Raw genomic sequence first — 14,126 nt, 5'->3', positions numbered from 1 at the left:
GCACGACGCAACGACTATACGGATTCCTCCTGTCACTCGTAGTAATGGCCTCGCTCACCGACCACTTGGCGGACCTCGTCGCGGACGTGGACGCCACTCTGCTGTTCTCCCCGACGAACTCCTTCTACGACCGGTTCGCGGACGACGGGGTCGACGTCGTCGTCGTCGCGCCCGAGAACGACGTCGACGCCGAGACGTTCGTCGAACTCCCCCTCCCGTTCGACAACGTCAAAGACCGGATCCGGTTCGGCATCGAGGGCGCGATGGACGAGGGCCTCCTCTCGGAGGGCGACGAGGTCGCCTGCGTCGTCTCCGTCTTCGACGGCGGCTCGGACGCGGTGATCCGCGTCACCGTCGACGAGACGATCCACACCGGGATCTACGACCTGTTCGCCAACTCCCGGGCGGAGCCGAGCGTCATCCGCGACGTGTTCGAGGTCGCGATCGAACTCGGACAGAAGGGACAGAAGGGGAAGCCGGTGGGCGCGCTGTTCGTCGTCGGCGACGCGGGGAAGGTGATGAACAAGTCGCGGCCGCTGAGCTACAACCCCTTCGAGAAGTCGCACGTCCACGTCGGCGACCCCATCGTGAACGTAATGTTAAAGGAGTTCTCGCGGCTGGACGGCGCGTTCGTCGTCTCCGACTCCGGGAAGATCGTCTCGGCGTACCGCTACCTCGAACCCGCCGCCGAGGGCGTCGACATCCCGAAGGGACTTGGCGCGCGCCACATGTCCGGCGCGGCGATCACCCGCGACACCAACTCGACGTCGATCGTGCTCTCCGAGTCGGACGGTCTCGTCCGGGCGTTCAAGGCGGGCGAACTCGTCCTGGAGATCGATCCGGAGGAGTACTGACCGATGCCCCCGGCCCAGTTCGCCGTGCCCGAGTTCCTCCTCGCCGTCCCGTATCGGATCTGGCTGGCGCTCGCCGTGCTCGCGCTCGGGCTCGTGTTGGCGTACCTCACCGGGGTGATCAACCGCCGGCTGCTCAAACGCGCGGGCGTCCCGGAGGTCATCGAGGGGACGGCCTTCGAGCGGACGGCCCGCGAGTTCGACACCTCGACGGTGCGGATCGTCGCGAAGCTGTCGAGCTACTTCATCCTCGCCGTCTCCGTCATCGTCGCGCTCACGGTCGCGGACGTGAACTACCTCGAACAGTTCTGGTCCGGCGTCGCCGCCTTCCTCCCGCGGGTGTTCGTGGCGATTCTCGTGTTCATCGTCGGCGTCGTCGTCGGCGACAAGGTGGAGCTGCTCGTCGCCGAGCGGCTCCGGGGGATCAAGCTCCCCGAACTCGGCGTTCTCCCCTCGATCGCGAAGTACAGCGTGGTGTACGTCGCCGCGCTCATCGCGCTCGGACAGGTCGGCGTCCAGACGCTCGCGCTCATCGTGTTGCTCGCGGCGTACGCGTTCGCGCTCGTGCTGTTCGCCGCCCTCGCGACGAAGGACCTTGTCGCCTCGGCCGCGGCCGGCGTCTTCCTCCTCCTCCGACAGCCGTACGGCATCGGCGACGAGGTGCGGGTCGCCGGCGAGCGCGGCGTCGTTCAGGAGGTCGACCTGTTCGTCACGCACATCGAGACCGGCGGCGAAGAACACGTCATTCCGAACCACGCCGTGTTTCGCGACGGTATTGTGCTGATCCGGGAGTAGAACCGCCGAAGCCGTCGTCCACACCGATGCCCGTTCCACCGACAGCCGTTCCCACCGCGTGAAAGTCGTTGACACCATATAACACGGTGCGGCGGCAACGTCGAGACATGACCCCCGATACCGCGAGCGTCGCCTGCGACGGTTGGGACGAGAGCGAGTGCGAGGGGACGCCGCACTGTCCCCCGCGCTGTCCGCGCTTCGTCGACAAGCAGGGGGCGCGCTGGACGGTCCGACCGGCGGTCGACGCGGACGAACCCCGCCTCGTCGAGATGTACGAGCGGTTCGACCGGGGCGACCGCGCGCAGGGGCTTCCGCCCGTGAGCCGGCGGCGTCGCGTCGAGTGGGTCCGGTCGATGCTGGCCGAGGGGAACAACGTCGTCGCGGAGCGGGACGGCGCGGTGTTCGGGCACGCGATGTACACCCCTACCGACGCGCCGGTCCCCGAACTGGCCGTCTTCGTCCACCCGGACGCGCAGGACCGCGGCGTCGGGACGGAGCTGTGCCGGCACGTGATCGCCAACGCCGCCGCGGCCGACCGGGAGGGGATCGAACTCCACGTCGAGACCGGTAACCGCGCCGCTCGGTCGGTGTACGGGACGGTCGGGTTCGAGGTCGTCGAGCGGCGGGGGGACCTCCGGATGCGGCTCGACCTCGACGACTCGATTGCGACCGAGGTGCGCTGGCCGCCGCTCGCCCGCGAGGGACCGACGGAACCGCTCGTCGAGACGACGCCCGGCGGCTCCGGGGCCGGGCGGTCCCCGGCGGACGACTGACCGGCGGCGTCCGCTCGCATTTTCCCCGTCGCCACCGCAACCGTTAGGCCCCGCCGACCCCAGGGTACCGTAACCGTGGACGACGCCATCGAGTGGCTGCGCGAGCGCCCCTTCTACGAGGGACAGATCGCCGATCACCGGCGGCTCCCGGCCCGCGAGCCCGAGTTCGCCGACGTCGACCTCGAACCCCGGCTCGCCGACGCGCTCGCGGAGCGCGGGATCGACCGGCTGTACCGCCATCAGGCCGACGCGATCGGGGCGGTCCGCGGCGGCGACGACGCCGTCCTCGCGACCGAGACGGCGAGCGGGAAGTCGCTCGCGTACACCGTTCCCGCCTTCGAGGCCGCGATGGACCACGGCGGGCGGACGCTCTACATCGGCCCGCAGAACGCGCTGATCGCGGACCAGGAGGAGTCGCTCTCGGAGCTCGCGGCCGACCTCGGCTTCGGGAGCCGGGTGTCGGTCGACTCCTACACCGGGCGGCTCTCGCGGTCGGAGAAGCGCGACGTGCGCGACCGCCGCCCGACCGTCCTCCTCTCGAACCCGGACATGCTCCACTACGCGCTGTTGCCGTACGCCGGGCGGCTCTGGGACTGGTTCTTTTCCTCGCTGGAGTACGTCGTGATAGACGAGGTCCACAGCTACCGCGGCGTGTTCGGCTCGCAGGTCGCGCTGACGCTCCGCCGGCTCGCGCGGACCTGCGAGCGGTTCGGCTCCGCGCCGCAGTTCGTCTGCTGTTCGGCGACGATCAACAACCCCGTCGACCACGTCGCGACCGTTACCGGCCGCGACCCGGAGGGGATCGCCCTGATCGACGAGGACGCGTCGGGGCGCGGCCCGCGCGACTGGGTGCTGTGGAACCCGCCGGAGTACGACGACGACTGGGCCGAACGCGGGAGCGGCCGCCGGAAGTCGAGCCACACCGAGAGCAAACGGCTGTTCGTCGACCTCGTCACGGCGGGCCAGCAGACGCTGGCGTTCACCCGCGCGCGCCAGACCGCGGAGCAGTACGCGACCGACAGCGCCAGCGACCTCCGCGAGCGGGGCGAGCGCGACCTCGCCGGGAAGGTCGGCGCGTATCAGGCCGCCCTGACCGACGACCGCCGCCGCGAGATAGAGACCGACCTCCACGCCGGCGACCTCCGTGGCGTCTGGTCGACGAGCGCCCTCGAACTCGGCGTCGACGTGGGCGGGCTCGACGCCGTCGTCCTCGACGGCTACCCCGGCACGCGCATGTCCGCCCACCAGCGCGCCGGGCGCGCGGGCCGCGGCGACGACCCGGCCCTCGTCGTGATGGTCGGCGGCGAGGACCAGCTCGACCAGTACCTGATGCGCAACCCGAGCGACTTCTTCGACGCGCCGCCGGAGGACGCGATCTGCGACCCGGAGAACGGCCAGCTGATGCCCGGCCACGTCGCCTGCGCGGCCGACGAGAACTGGCTCTCGCCCGAGGACGAGCGCTTCTTCGGCGACTCGTTCCCGGGCGTCGTCGCGGACCTCACCGACGAGGGGGTGCTGAACAGGCGCGAGGCCGCGAAGGGGACGCGGTGGGTTCACGCGGGCGGCTCCAGCCCGCAGCAGTCCGTGAACCTCCGTACCGCCGAGGAGCGCGAGATCTCGCTGATCGAGCGGTCGAGCGGCGAGACGGTCGCGACGCTCGGCTTCGCCGACGCGCTTCGCGACGCCCACCCGGGCGCGATCTACCACCAGCAGGGCCGCACCTACGAGGTGGTCGAACTGGACCTCGACCGCGACGTGGCCGAACTCCAGCAGTCGTGGGCGGACTACTACACGCAGGTGCGCTCAGACAAGGACATCGTCGTGAACGACGACCTCGACGAGCGCGCGCTCTCCGCGCGCCCCGACGTTCCGGTCCGCTTCGCCGACGTCACGGTGACCGAGCAGATCACGGGTTTCGTGCGGAAGGACGCCGCCACCGGGGAGTCGCTCGGCGAGTCGACGCTCGACCTCCCCGAGACGACGCTGCGGACGAAGTCGCTGTACTTCCCGGTCCCCGAGGACGTCGAGCGCGAGATGCGGGCGCTGGGGGACCCACTCGACGGGGACGACGAGGCGGCGGGCGCGGCGAGCGCGGAGACCGACGGCGGCGGCCCGGTCGACGACGATTCGGCCGTCTCCAACGACGACGGCGGCGAGCCGATCCCGGGCGGCGAGTACGCCTTCAACGGCGGAATCCACGCCGCCGAACACGGTATTATCTCGCTTTTCCCGTTCCACCTGCTGTGCGACCGCGCCGACGTCGGCGGCATCTCGACGCCGCACCACCCTCACACCGACGGGCCCGCCGTCTTCGTCTACGACGGGTATCCCGGCGGCGTCGGACTCACGCGCCGCGGGCACGGTCGGATCGAGGAGCTGATGACCCGCACCGCCCGGCTCATCGACTCCTGCGACTGCGAGGGGGGCTGTCCGGCCTGCGTCCAGTCGCCGCACTGCGGCAACGGGAACGACCCGCTGGCGAAAGCGCCCGCCGTCAGCCTGCTCGAATCGCTCACCGGGACGCGAACCGACGGGTGAGGTGACTGCCCCGTCGATCCCGGTGAGGTTGCCCCCTCGATCCCGGTGGTTTCACGGTGGACGCGCCCGTGTCGATCCCATGGAGCTGTTCTGGCACCGGCGGGACCTCAGAGTCGCCGACAACGTCGGGCTCGCGGCCGCGACCGGGGCGGAAGCCGAGACCGGCGACGACACCGATCGGGGACCGGCCGCGCCCGTCTTCGTCTTCGATCCAGACGTCCTCGACCACGCGAGCGACGTGCGGGTCCGCCGCCTGCTCGACGGACTCGCCGCGCTGCGCGACGACTACCGCGAGCGCGGGAGCGACCTGCTCGTCGCCCGCGGCGATCCCGAGACGGTCCTCCCGCGGCTCGCGGACGCCCTCGACGCCGAGCGCGTCGTCTGGAACCGCGACTACTCCGGGCTGGCCCGCGAGCGCGACGCGGGCGTGCGGCGCGCGCTCGACGCGGTCGATGTCGAGCGCGAGGCGCACCACGACGCGATCCTCCACGACCCCGACGCGATCCGGACGAACGCCGGCGACCCCTACTCGGTGTACAGCTACTACTGGAAGAAGTGGACCGACCGCGCGAAGGACGACCCGCGGCCCGCGCCGACCGCCGAGGGACTCGTCGAGGCCGACGCGCTCGCGGCCGCGGTGGGGTCCGAGGCCCGCGCGGACGGGGGCGCTGCGGTCGAGCGGGTCGCCCTCGGCGACCTCCCGACCTCCGCCGACCTCGGCTTCGCGGAGCCGGACGCCGAGGTCGGCCCGGCGGGCACGGCGGCCGCTCGCGAGCGGCTCTCGGCGTTCCTCGACGAGGCGGTGTTCGCCTACGAGGCCGACCGCGACTACCCGGCGAAGGACGCGACCTCCCGGCTCTCGGCGTTCCTGAAGTACGGCGAGGTCGGCGTCCGGGAGGCGTACGCGGCGACCGCGGAGGCGATGGCCGAAGCCGAGTCCGACGCCCGCCCCGACGACGCCTCCGAGCAGGTCGAGGAGTTTCAACAACAGCTCGCGTGGCGGGAGTTCTACACGCAGGTGCTGTTCCACAACCCCGAGGTGGTGACGGAGAACTACAAGGCGTACGAAGAGGAGATTGCGTGGCGCGACGACCCCGAGGAGATCGCCGCGTGGAAGCGCGGCGAGACGGGCTACCCGATCGTCGACGCCGGCATGCGACAGCTCCGCGAGGAGGCGTTCATGCACAACCGCGTGCGGATGATCGTGGCCTCGTTCCTCACGAAGGACCTCCTCGCGGACTGGCGACACGGGTATGAACACTTCCGAGACCGGCTGGCCGACCACGACACCGCCAACGACAACGGCGGGTGGCAGTGGGCGGCCTCGACGGGGACCGACGCGCAGCCCTACTTCCGTATCTTCAACCCGATGACGCAGGGAGAGCGCTACGACCCAGACGCGGAGTACATCGCCGAGTACGTCCCGGAGCTGCGCGGCGTCGACCCGGAGATCGTTCACGGCTGGCACGAGCTGTCGCCGACCCAGCGCGCGAACGCCGCGCCCGACTACCCGGCACCGATCGTCGACCACTCTGAGCGTCGCGAAGAGGCGTTAGCGATGTACAAGCGGGCGCGCGGCGAGGACCCGGAGGAGTAGTCCGCGATCGAACGGCAGCGCCGTCCCGGTCCGGGTTCACTCGGTCGCCCGCGCCTCGGCGACCGCGTTCACCAGCCCGCTCACGGGGAACGCGTCGTCGTAGTCGTAGGACGCAAAGACGGCGTCGTATCGGTCAGAGGGAAACAGGAAGACGATCACGTCGTCGAAAAACAGGGTCTGTGCGTTGTACCGGCTCTCGCCGATGAGCTCCTTGAAGTCGTCGCCGGTGATCTGGTTTGACATCACCAGCTGGTACGCCTCGTCGAGGTCGCGGTCCGAGTAGACGCCCTCCACGTCCTCGCGCACGTGTTCGACCTCGAACGAGACGCTCCGCAGGTCCGCGACGACGCGGGGGGTGGGCCCGTCGAACGCCAAGACGGCCTCGGAGATGGGTGACATACCGACGTTGTTTTCACGCCTGTCTTGATAAGTAGACCGTCCCGCCGCGGCGGTAGCGCGCTCTGACGCCCCGCTCCGGCCGGAACCGCGCGTCGCGCCCTCAGAACAGCGCGTCGCTCTCGTCGAGGACGCGCGCGGGACCGCCGACCTCCCAGACGTCGGTGTCGATGCCGACCTCCGCGATCCGGGACTCAACCTCGTCGACGTGGTCCGCGAGCGTGTTGACGTACACCGAGGCTCCGGTGTCCGTCGAGAAGTAGACGGGGACGCCCGACTCCCGGAGTTCGCGGACCGCGTTGAACACGGCGATCGTCTCCGGCTGCCAGTACACCCAGCCCGACGGGCCGGTCATCGTCGTGGCGGTCAAAGACAGCGAGTCGTGTTCGGCCGTCTCGAAGATCCGATCGAACTCTCCCTCGCGGAGCGCGTCGGTCATCTCGACCAGCTGGTCTTGGACGTGGGCGGTCCGCGCCTGCATCATGTGGCTCGCGGCCGCCTCGCGGTGCGCTTCCTCCGTCTCCTTGTACGCGGGGACGTGCGCGGCGACGATCCGGAGGTCCTCCTCGGGGTCGAAGCCGTCCCCGCTCACGCCCACGTCGAGTCGGTGAGACCGGCAGTCCTCGTCGTTGAGTCCGGCGTCGAGCCGCGAGTACGCGCCGGTGACTGCGCGGGCCGCCGAGGAAGAGCCGCGGCGGGCGATAGTCGAGACCTCGGGGAGCGAGCGGTCGAGACCGGCGGCCTCGACGAGAGCGAGCGCGGCGGCCGCGAATCCGGACGACGAGGAGCCGAAGCCGATGTTCGACGGGAAGGAGTTCTCGCTTTCCAGCCGTACGGCGGCGTCGACGCCGGCCAGATCGCGGACGTGGTCGACGACCATGTCGATGCGCTCGGCCGCCCGGCCCCCCACCTCCTCGTCGCCGATGACGTAGACGTCCTCGCTCGCGTCGGGCTGCCACTCGACGGTGGTCGTCGTCGCGGTCGGCGCGGTACAGAGGCTGATGCTGTCGTGGTACGGGAGCCGCAGTTCCTCGTCGCGCATCCCGTGGTACTTGACGAGCCCCTGGATCGGGTGGGCTCGCGCGGTGGCCTTGCCGGTCATGTCTCGGGAAGCGTCCGGCGGGGGATTAGTCGTTGCGATGGGCGGGAGACGGGAGGGACTCCCGCTTCGAACGCTCAGTACGTCTCGACGTCGAGACGTTTTCGTCAGTCCCGAGAGCGCGACCGGCCGTCCTCGACGAGAGATTCCAGTTCGTCCGCCTCCTCTTCGGAGAGAATCCCGGCGACCTCCGTCCACGATCGCTCGCCCGCGATCCGCTTGACGACGTCCGAAAACGACTCTCCCTCTCGCTTGTGGGACTTGAGTCGCTCGTACGCCTCCTCGTCGAGCGAGATTGTTTCCTCCGCCATGTTACTCACGGTCGCCTGTACTCTGTAATATATTTGAGGGTTAGATCGGTTCGATATCCCACACTGAGAGTACTATGGCTGCCCTCTCTTGCCCTACTCTGATTTGCCTAACAGCAGGTAGATCACGACCACCAGCAATATCACGTCCAGTCCCGCGATCACCGCGAGTGGCGTGCCGAACCCCCACTGCCACGCCCACTCGCTGCCTCGGTCCTTCGCGTCTTCATAAATCCACCTGCCGAGCGTCGCCCAGAGGACGAGCAGCGCCGCCAATAGGAGCAGTTCGTCGCGGGCGACGGTGACGCCCGGCGGGAATTAATACGTCGGTATCTGTGCGACGGAGGGCACGGAGAGCATCGACGAGCGCGTCTTCACGCGCCGTTTATAAAAAACCGGAACCGGTGGGTCGCCGTCGTTCGCGTGTGTTTCTCGCCTTCCGTCCCCGCGACGGCGACGCGTTCGAGGGGAACCCTTTTTGCCCGGTCGGCGGGTACTCCGCGCCATGACCGAGTACACCGTCGAGTTCGTCGGCACCGGCGAGACGATCGAGGTGGCCGACACGGAGACGATCCTCAGCGCCTGCTTCGACGAGGGGATCGCCCAGGAGTACTCCTGTCGCGTCGGTATGTGTCTCGCCTGTTCCGCGGAGATCGTCGACGGCGAGGTGACCCAGCCCGCGGCCCGCGGGCTCACCGACGAGGAGGCGGAGAAGTACGCGCTCACCTGTATGGCCCGCCCGCAGTCGGATCTTACGCTCGACCGCGGGAAGTACCCGCCGAGCATCGAGAACGACGCCGCGACCCCCGCCGAGGACGGCGACGGCGCAGCCGCGGACGACGACTGAAGAACTGATCGGTCCGTTCCGTTCCAGCTAGAACCCCCTCCGTCAGTCGACGCCACGCGAGACGCGGCGGGCGTCAGTCGAGTTCGGCCTCCAGCGCCGGGTGGCGGTTCGTCGTGGGGAGCCGAGAGTCGACGAGCTGTTGACACGCGTTCACGAACTCGGCGTCGCCGATCTCGCCACAGAGGACGTGGGTGTCCGCTTCGGTGGTGACGTACACGTCGATCACGTCGCGGTCCGAGCGCGACAGGAGGTCGTAGGCGGTGTTCCACCCGCCGATCACGAACACGGACAGGAAGGCCGCGAGCCCGATTTCGCGCGGGCTCTCGACGCGTCCCTGATAGACGAGAAGAACCGTCCCGACGGTGAGGACGAGCGAGAGGACGAGGAAGAACAGTCCGAGGAACGTGTGGCGGCGAAGGCCGTCGTTCCGGTCGAACTCGACGCCGTTCACGTCGCCGACGGGAACCGACACCGCGGCGGTCTCACCGGCCCGCGTGTACGTGAGCTCCCCGTCGGACGCGGCGAACACCGTCGTGTTCTCGGCGTCGACGACGTACTCGTCGACGTGCGCGTCCGTTTCGAAATCCAGTGTGGGCATCGGGTCTCGTGAGAACACCTCTCAGTCTCCATATACGTACCTTTCGTTACCTGTCCGGCTTCCGGAGGCCTTTCACTCGTGGGATTCCGCCGTCGCGTCCGCTTACATCGCGACTGCGACGACGTTGAACAGGACGAGCGAGCCGACGGGCGCACCGAGAGCGCTCGCGACGGCCCACCGGGGGTGTTCGCGACGGAGCCGCCCGGCGAGACCGTAGGGCACGCCCAGTCCGACCGTGAGCGCGAGGAACATCGCGACATCCCTGACGAATTTAGCGGCAGCACCCGGATAGCCGCCGGGCGTCCCCATCGTCGCTAAGAACCCGACGAAGATTGTGACGGCGACGCCGAACGCTCCCCAGACAGTCAAGAGCGCGATTTCCCACCAGACGACCGATCGACCCAGTCCGACGTACGCGACCAGCGAGATCGCGAGCGGGAGGATGAAGACGGCGAAAAGCTCGACGTTCGCGCTCCGAAACGAGGTCCCCGGAACGTTCTCGAAGGCGAGGAGGACGACTCCGAGAACGAGCAGTCCCAGCAGGATACCCGACACCGTCCGACTACCGAGCGTTCGCGTGGAGGGGCTCATGCGCAGACTTCGCTGTCGAGAGGATATATACTTTCTTGCGAACCGTTCGATGCGGGTCGAAACGGTGGCCCCGCCCCCCGCTCAGTACGGCACCGCGTACAGCGCGACCGCGAGGAACGGGATCAACGCGATCAGCATCGCGATGGCGTAGCCGAACATCTCGCGGGCTTTGACGTTCGTGATCGCGAGCAGCGGCAGCGCCCAGAAGGGGTTCAGCAGGTTCGTGTGCGCGTCGCCGACCGCGTACGCGATGGTGGCCTGCCCGTAGGGGACGCCGAGTCCCTCGGCGGCCTGAAGCACCGACGGGCCGACGACGAGCCACTCGCCGCCGCCGGAGGGGACGAACAGGTTGGCGACGGAGCCGACGATCCACGCGATCACGGGGTACGTCGCCGCCGTCGACACGTCGAGTAACCCCTCGGCGAGCAAAAGCGCCAGCCCGGAGTCGGCCATGATCCCCTGGATGCCGGCGAAGAAGGGGAAGAGTAGGACGATGCCCGCCGCCGCGCCGGCCGCCTCGTTGAACCGGTCGCGGTAGTACGCCGGGCGCTGGTAGATCAGCAGGCCGGCGAAGAGGAAGCCGAAGTTGACGGCGTTCAGCGTGAACGCGCCGAGGCCCTGCCCGGCGAACTGGACCGCGAGGATGGCGACGCCAGAGAGCGCGACCAGCCCGCCGATGATCCGGCTGTTGTTCATCCGCTCGGCGGGGACGTCGTCGACGTCGGCCGGCGGTTCGTCGACCGGGTCCGCGGCCTCCGCGGCGTCGGTTCCGCCGTCGGTGGCCGCGTCGTCCGCCGCGCGCCCCCCATCCGTTGTCGAATCAAACAGCTCCGCCTCGTCGACGTACTCCGTGATCCCCTTCGCGCGGCCTCCCGAGGGGGCGAGGACGTACAGCACGGCGCTCGCGAAGACGATCGAGAGGGCAGTGAGCGTGAGCGCGTACGGGTGGAAGATGGTCTCGGCGGCCGGCACCGTCGACGTGAGGAACTCGAAGCCGGTCCCCTCGCCGATGTTGTTCGCGTCGGTCAACTGGAGCGGCGCGGACCCGGAGATGCCCCAGTGCCAGGTCAGTCCGAGCCCCATGTACCCGGCGACCGCGAGCAGCGGATAGTGGACGTCGATCCCCTTGCGGTGCGCGACCTTCCCCATCTCGCGGGCGAAGATGGCACCCATAATGAGGCTGAAGCCCCAGTGGACCCACGCCAGCGACATCGAGATGAACCCGACGAACGCGGCCGCCTGCGCGCCGGAGTTCGGTATCTCGGCGAGCCGCTGGAGGATCGCGTTCACCCGCGGGTGGTACGCGATGACGAACCCGGTCATCAGGATGAGCACCATCTGCATCGAGAAGCCGAGGAACGCCCAGAACCCGCCGTACCAGAACTCCAACAGTTCCACCGGTCCCGAGTCGGTGGCCAGCAGTCCGGCCCCGTAGACGATATACGTCAATAGAATGGCGAAGACGAACGGACTCGGCATCCACCGTTCGACGATCTCAGATATTCGGAACCCGACACGTTCGATGACTCCGGCCTCGCTACTCGCTGCCATACGCTCCGTATCCAGTATCCTACAGCATAAATAATGGGATACGGTCGTAACGGCTGACAGGTCGCCGGCGGTGCCGACAGCGGAGGCCAGCGGGGCGTCCTCACTCGACCCGCTCGAACCGGTGTCGGACCACGTCCGCGTCGTCGTCCCAGTCGAAGCTCCCGCCGTGCGCCTTGACCATTCGCTCCTTGTACGCCGAAAGCGACGGCGACCCCTCGCGTTTCGCGTCCGCGTCCGTCATGTCGCCGAGCGTGCGCTCGGTCACCTCGGTCAGTTCGAAGGCGACGCCGTCGATCTCGAAGGTGTCGCCCTCGTCGCCGTACCGGTTCCCGCGGTGGAGCTGCGTCACCTCGCCGTCGAGGGCCGCCTGCTTCACGCGGTCGTTCGGCAGCAGGTCGGCCGGATCGTTTTCGGACATGACCGTCCGTTTGTGCCGCGAACGCTTAGGCGCGACGGCGAGCGCGGACTCGGACCGGGGCCGCGACCACCCGAATTACGGATCTCGAAACCGCCGCCTCGGCGGTGTTCACGTCCGTGAATATCGGTTTCGCGTTCCGAGCCGAGGGATTCAAGATACTGCCGATGCCCTTCTCGGATGATGCGACAGGACCACCTCATCACCGCGACCCAGCTCTCGCGGGATGACATCGAGACCGTACTCGACCGGGCCCGAGCGGTCGCCGACGACCCGGCCGCCTACGCGGACCGGCACGCGGGCCGCGTGCTCGCGCTCTGCTTTTTCGAGCCGAGCACGCGCACCCGAATGAGCTTCGACAGCGCGGCCAAACGTCTCGGGATGAACACCATCGACATGGGCGACGTCGACTCCTCGTCGGTCTCGAAGGGCGAGTCGCTGTCTGACACCGTCCGCGTCATCGAGGGGTACGCGGACGCCATCGTCCTCCGGCACCCCAGCGAGGGCGCGGCGACGCTGGCCGGCGAGCGCGTCGACGTCCCCGTGGTCAACGCGGGCGACGGCGCGGGCCAACACCCCTCCCAGACGCTCCTCGATCTCCACACCATCCGCGAGGACCACGGGCTCGACGACCTCACGATCGGGATCATGGGCGACCTGAAGTACGGGCGGACGGTCCACTCGCTGGCCGCCGCGCTGACGAACTTCGACGTCAACCAACACTTCATCAGCCCCGAGTCGCTGCGGCTCCCGCGGTCGGTCCGGTTCGACCTCCACGAGACGGGCGCGCAGGTCCGCGAACACGAGGAGCTCGAACCCGTCCTCGACGAACTCGACGTGCTGTACGTCACCCGGATCCAGAAGGAACGGTTCCCGGACGAAAACGAGTACCACCGCGTCGCGGGCGAGTACCAGATCGATGCCGACACCCTCGCGGACGCGCCCGACGACCTCACCGTGATGCACCCGCTCCCCCGCGTCGACGAGATCGCGCCCGACGTCGACGAGACCGACCACGCGCGCTACTTCCAGCAGGCGCACAACGGGGTCCCGGTGCGGATGGCGCTGCTCGACACGCTCATGGAGAACGCCGAGGCCGCCGAAGGCATGGAGGTAGACCGATGAGCGAGCACGAACTCCGCGTCTCGAAGATCCGCGACGGCACCGTCATCGACCACGTCGAGGGCGGACAGGCGCTGAACGTCCTCGCGATCTTAGGCATCGACGGCTCCGAGGGGTTCGGCGTCTCGGTCGGGATGAACGTCCCCTCCGACCGCCTCGGGCGCAAGGACATCGTGAAAGTCGAGGACCGAGAGCTGTCGCAGTCGGAAGTCGACGTCCTGTCGCTCATCGCGCCCGAGGCGACGATCAACATCGTCCGCGACTTCGAGGTCGTCGAGAAGAACCGCGTCACCCGCCCGGACAGCGTGACGGGCGTGCTCTCCTGTCCGAACCGCAACTGCATCACCAACGCCGACGAACCGATCGAGACCCGGTTCGACGTCGTCGCCGACGGCGTGCGCTGCGACTACTGCGCGACGATCCTGCGCGCGGACATCGCCGACCACATCGACGTCTGAGACGATCCTCTCTCACTACGCGACGCCTCGCGCTCTCCGCGACCGTCTCGCACTCCGGTAGATTTTAGCGCCCGCCGCCCGACGTGGGAGACATGAGCAAGAAAGCCAAGCTCGTCCTCGTGCTGTCGCTCGTCGCGCTCGCGTACTTCCTCTTCGCCGGCGACAAGCAGCCGGTCGAAGTCGAGTA

General features: G+C 68.7%; 16 protein-coding genes. 8 read left to right on the top strand and 8 right to left on the bottom strand.

The genetic code is table 11. The features are described 5' to 3' along the window. Positions 1-44: 44 nt before the first annotated feature. The 5 genes from dacZ (at position 45) to QOL69_RS17160 (ending at position 6,554) form a co-directional block, all read left to right on the top strand. A complete protein-coding gene (dacZ, locus tag QOL69_RS17180; RefSeq protein WP_283404174.1) occupies positions 45-854 on the top strand; it encodes a diadenylate cyclase DacZ in 810 nt (269 codons plus the stop codon). Between the two features lie 3 nt (positions 855-857). Next, positions 858-1,646: a mechanosensitive ion channel family protein gene (locus QOL69_RS17175; RefSeq protein ID WP_283404173.1), complete on the top strand. Its 789-nt coding sequence runs from the start codon at positions 858-860 to the stop codon at positions 1,644-1,646. A gap of 107 nt (positions 1,647-1,753) precedes the next feature. Next, positions 1,754-2,419 (top strand): GNAT family N-acetyltransferase, encoded by a 666-nt coding sequence (locus QOL69_RS17170; RefSeq protein ID WP_283404172.1) that lies wholly within the window; start codon positions 1,754-1,756, stop codon positions 2,417-2,419. Between the two features lie 75 nt (positions 2,420-2,494). Beyond that, positions 2,495-4,957 (top strand): DEAD/DEAH box helicase, encoded by a 2,463-nt coding sequence (locus QOL69_RS17165; protein WP_283404171.1) that lies wholly within the window; start codon positions 2,495-2,497, stop codon positions 4,955-4,957. A gap of 79 nt (positions 4,958-5,036) precedes the next feature. Beyond that, positions 5,037-6,554: a cryptochrome/photolyase family protein gene (locus QOL69_RS17160; protein ID WP_283404170.1), complete on the top strand. Its 1,518-nt coding sequence runs from the start codon at positions 5,037-5,039 to the stop codon at positions 6,552-6,554. A gap of 36 nt (positions 6,555-6,590) precedes the next feature. Here QOL69_RS17160 and QOL69_RS17155 read toward each other — a convergent pair whose 3' ends face one another. The 4 genes from QOL69_RS17155 to QOL69_RS17140 all read right to left on the bottom strand — a co-directional run bounded on the left by QOL69_RS17155 (position 6,591) and on the right by QOL69_RS17140 (position 8,633). Then, positions 6,591-6,953 carry a DUF7522 family protein gene (locus QOL69_RS17155; RefSeq protein ID WP_283404169.1) on the bottom strand — a complete coding sequence of 121 codons (363 nt, stop codon included), beginning with the start codon at positions 6,951-6,953 and terminating at the stop codon, positions 6,591-6,593. A 100-nt stretch (positions 6,954-7,053) separates the two neighbouring features. After that, a complete protein-coding gene (gene mvaD, locus QOL69_RS17150; protein WP_048076554.1) occupies positions 7,054-8,052 on the bottom strand; it encodes a phosphomevalonate decarboxylase MvaD in 999 nt (332 codons plus the stop codon). A 104-nt stretch (positions 8,053-8,156) separates the two neighbouring features. Next, on the bottom strand, positions 8,157-8,360 hold the full coding sequence (locus QOL69_RS17145; RefSeq protein WP_283404168.1) for an antitoxin VapB family protein: 204 nt from the start codon (positions 8,358-8,360) through the stop codon (positions 8,157-8,159). A 93-nt stretch (positions 8,361-8,453) separates the two neighbouring features. After that, positions 8,454-8,633: a hypothetical protein gene (locus QOL69_RS17140; RefSeq protein ID WP_283404167.1), complete on the bottom strand. Its 180-nt coding sequence runs from the start codon at positions 8,631-8,633 to the stop codon at positions 8,454-8,456. A gap of 229 nt (positions 8,634-8,862) precedes the next feature. Here QOL69_RS17140 and QOL69_RS17135 point away from each other — a divergent pair, with 229 nt between their 5' ends. Continuing rightward, entirely contained in the window at positions 8,863-9,204 is a 342-nt protein-coding gene (locus QOL69_RS17135; protein ID WP_283404166.1) for a 2Fe-2S iron-sulfur cluster-binding protein, read from the top strand. A gap of 73 nt (positions 9,205-9,277) precedes the next feature. Here the strand turns inward: QOL69_RS17135 and QOL69_RS17130 are convergent, their stop codons facing one another. The 4 genes from QOL69_RS17130 to QOL69_RS17115 all read right to left on the bottom strand — a co-directional run bounded on the left by QOL69_RS17130 (position 9,278) and on the right by QOL69_RS17115 (position 12,362). After that, positions 9,278-9,802, bottom strand: a complete 525-nt coding sequence (locus QOL69_RS17130; RefSeq protein ID WP_283404165.1) for a hypothetical protein — start codon at positions 9,800-9,802, stop codon at positions 9,278-9,280. 102 nt (positions 9,803-9,904) lie between these two features. After that, on the bottom strand, positions 9,905-10,393 hold the full coding sequence (locus QOL69_RS17125) for a hypothetical protein (protein WP_283404164.1): 489 nt from the start codon (positions 10,391-10,393) through the stop codon (positions 9,905-9,907). 81 nt (positions 10,394-10,474) lie between these two features. Further along, positions 10,475-11,944: a short-chain fatty acid transporter gene (locus QOL69_RS17120; RefSeq protein ID WP_283404163.1), complete on the bottom strand. Its 1,470-nt coding sequence runs from the start codon at positions 11,942-11,944 to the stop codon at positions 10,475-10,477. Between the two features lie 100 nt (positions 11,945-12,044). Beyond that, positions 12,045-12,362, bottom strand: coding sequence for an ASCH domain-containing protein (locus QOL69_RS17115; protein WP_048076559.1), 318 nt, complete (start codon positions 12,360-12,362; stop codon positions 12,045-12,047). A gap of 180 nt (positions 12,363-12,542) precedes the next feature. Here QOL69_RS17115 and pyrB point away from each other — a divergent pair, with 180 nt between their 5' ends. Then, complete coding sequence (pyrB, locus tag QOL69_RS17110) at positions 12,543-13,484, top strand: aspartate carbamoyltransferase (RefSeq protein ID WP_283404263.1); 942 nt, start codon at positions 12,543-12,545, stop codon at positions 13,482-13,484. Then, positions 13,481-13,939, top strand: coding sequence for an aspartate carbamoyltransferase regulatory subunit (gene pyrI / locus QOL69_RS17105; RefSeq protein ID WP_048076560.1), 459 nt, complete (start codon positions 13,481-13,483; stop codon positions 13,937-13,939). Before pyrB ends, pyrI begins: the two co-directional genes overlap by 4 nt. Positions 13,940-14,126: the final 187 nt, after the last annotated feature.

It is taken from the genome of Halorubrum sp. DM2, assembly GCF_901686465.1.
In the GTDB taxonomy this organism is placed as follows: Archaea; Halobacteriota; Halobacteria; order Halobacteriales; family Haloferacaceae; genus Halorubrum.
This window is presented reverse-complemented; position numbering and strand designations above follow the sequence as displayed.

Bases quoted from the DNA above. Each gene is read 5' to 3' on its own strand.
- dacZ (WP_283404174.1), top strand. From the start codon at position 45: ATGGCCTCGCTCACCGACCACTTGGCGGACCTCGTCGCGGACGTGGAC.
- QOL69_RS17175 (WP_283404173.1), top strand. From the start codon at position 858: ATGCCCCCGGCCCAGTTCGCCGTGCCCGAGTTCCTCCTCGCCGTCCCG.
- QOL69_RS17170 (WP_283404172.1), top strand. From the start codon at position 1,754: ATGACCCCCGATACCGCGAGCGTCGCCTGCGACGGTTGGGACGAGAGC.
- QOL69_RS17160 (WP_283404170.1), top strand. From the start codon at position 5,037: ATGGAGCTGTTCTGGCACCGGCGGGACCTCAGAGTCGCCGACAACGTC.
- QOL69_RS17155 (WP_283404169.1), bottom strand. From the start codon at position 6,953: ATGTCACCCATCTCCGAGGCCGTCTTGGCGTTCGACGGGCCCACCCCC.
- mvaD (WP_048076554.1), bottom strand. From the start codon at position 8,052: ATGACCGGCAAGGCCACCGCGCGAGCCCACCCGATCCAGGGGCTCGTC.
- QOL69_RS17145 (WP_283404168.1), bottom strand. From the start codon at position 8,360: ATGGCGGAGGAAACAATCTCGCTCGACGAGGAGGCGTACGAGCGACTC.
- QOL69_RS17135 (WP_283404166.1), top strand. From the start codon at position 8,863: ATGACCGAGTACACCGTCGAGTTCGTCGGCACCGGCGAGACGATCGAG.
- QOL69_RS17130 (WP_283404165.1), bottom strand. From the start codon at position 9,802: ATGCCCACACTGGATTTCGAAACGGACGCGCACGTCGACGAGTACGTC.
- QOL69_RS17125 (WP_283404164.1), bottom strand. From the start codon at position 10,393: ATGAGCCCCTCCACGCGAACGCTCGGTAGTCGGACGGTGTCGGGTATC.
- QOL69_RS17120 (WP_283404163.1), bottom strand. From the start codon at position 11,944: ATGGCAGCGAGTAGCGAGGCCGGAGTCATCGAACGTGTCGGGTTCCGA.
- QOL69_RS17115 (WP_048076559.1), bottom strand. From the start codon at position 12,362: ATGTCCGAAAACGATCCGGCCGACCTGCTGCCGAACGACCGCGTGAAG.
- pyrB (WP_283404263.1), top strand. From the start codon at position 12,543: ATGCGACAGGACCACCTCATCACCGCGACCCAGCTCTCGCGGGATGAC.
- pyrI (WP_048076560.1), top strand. From the start codon at position 13,481: ATGAGCGAGCACGAACTCCGCGTCTCGAAGATCCGCGACGGCACCGTC.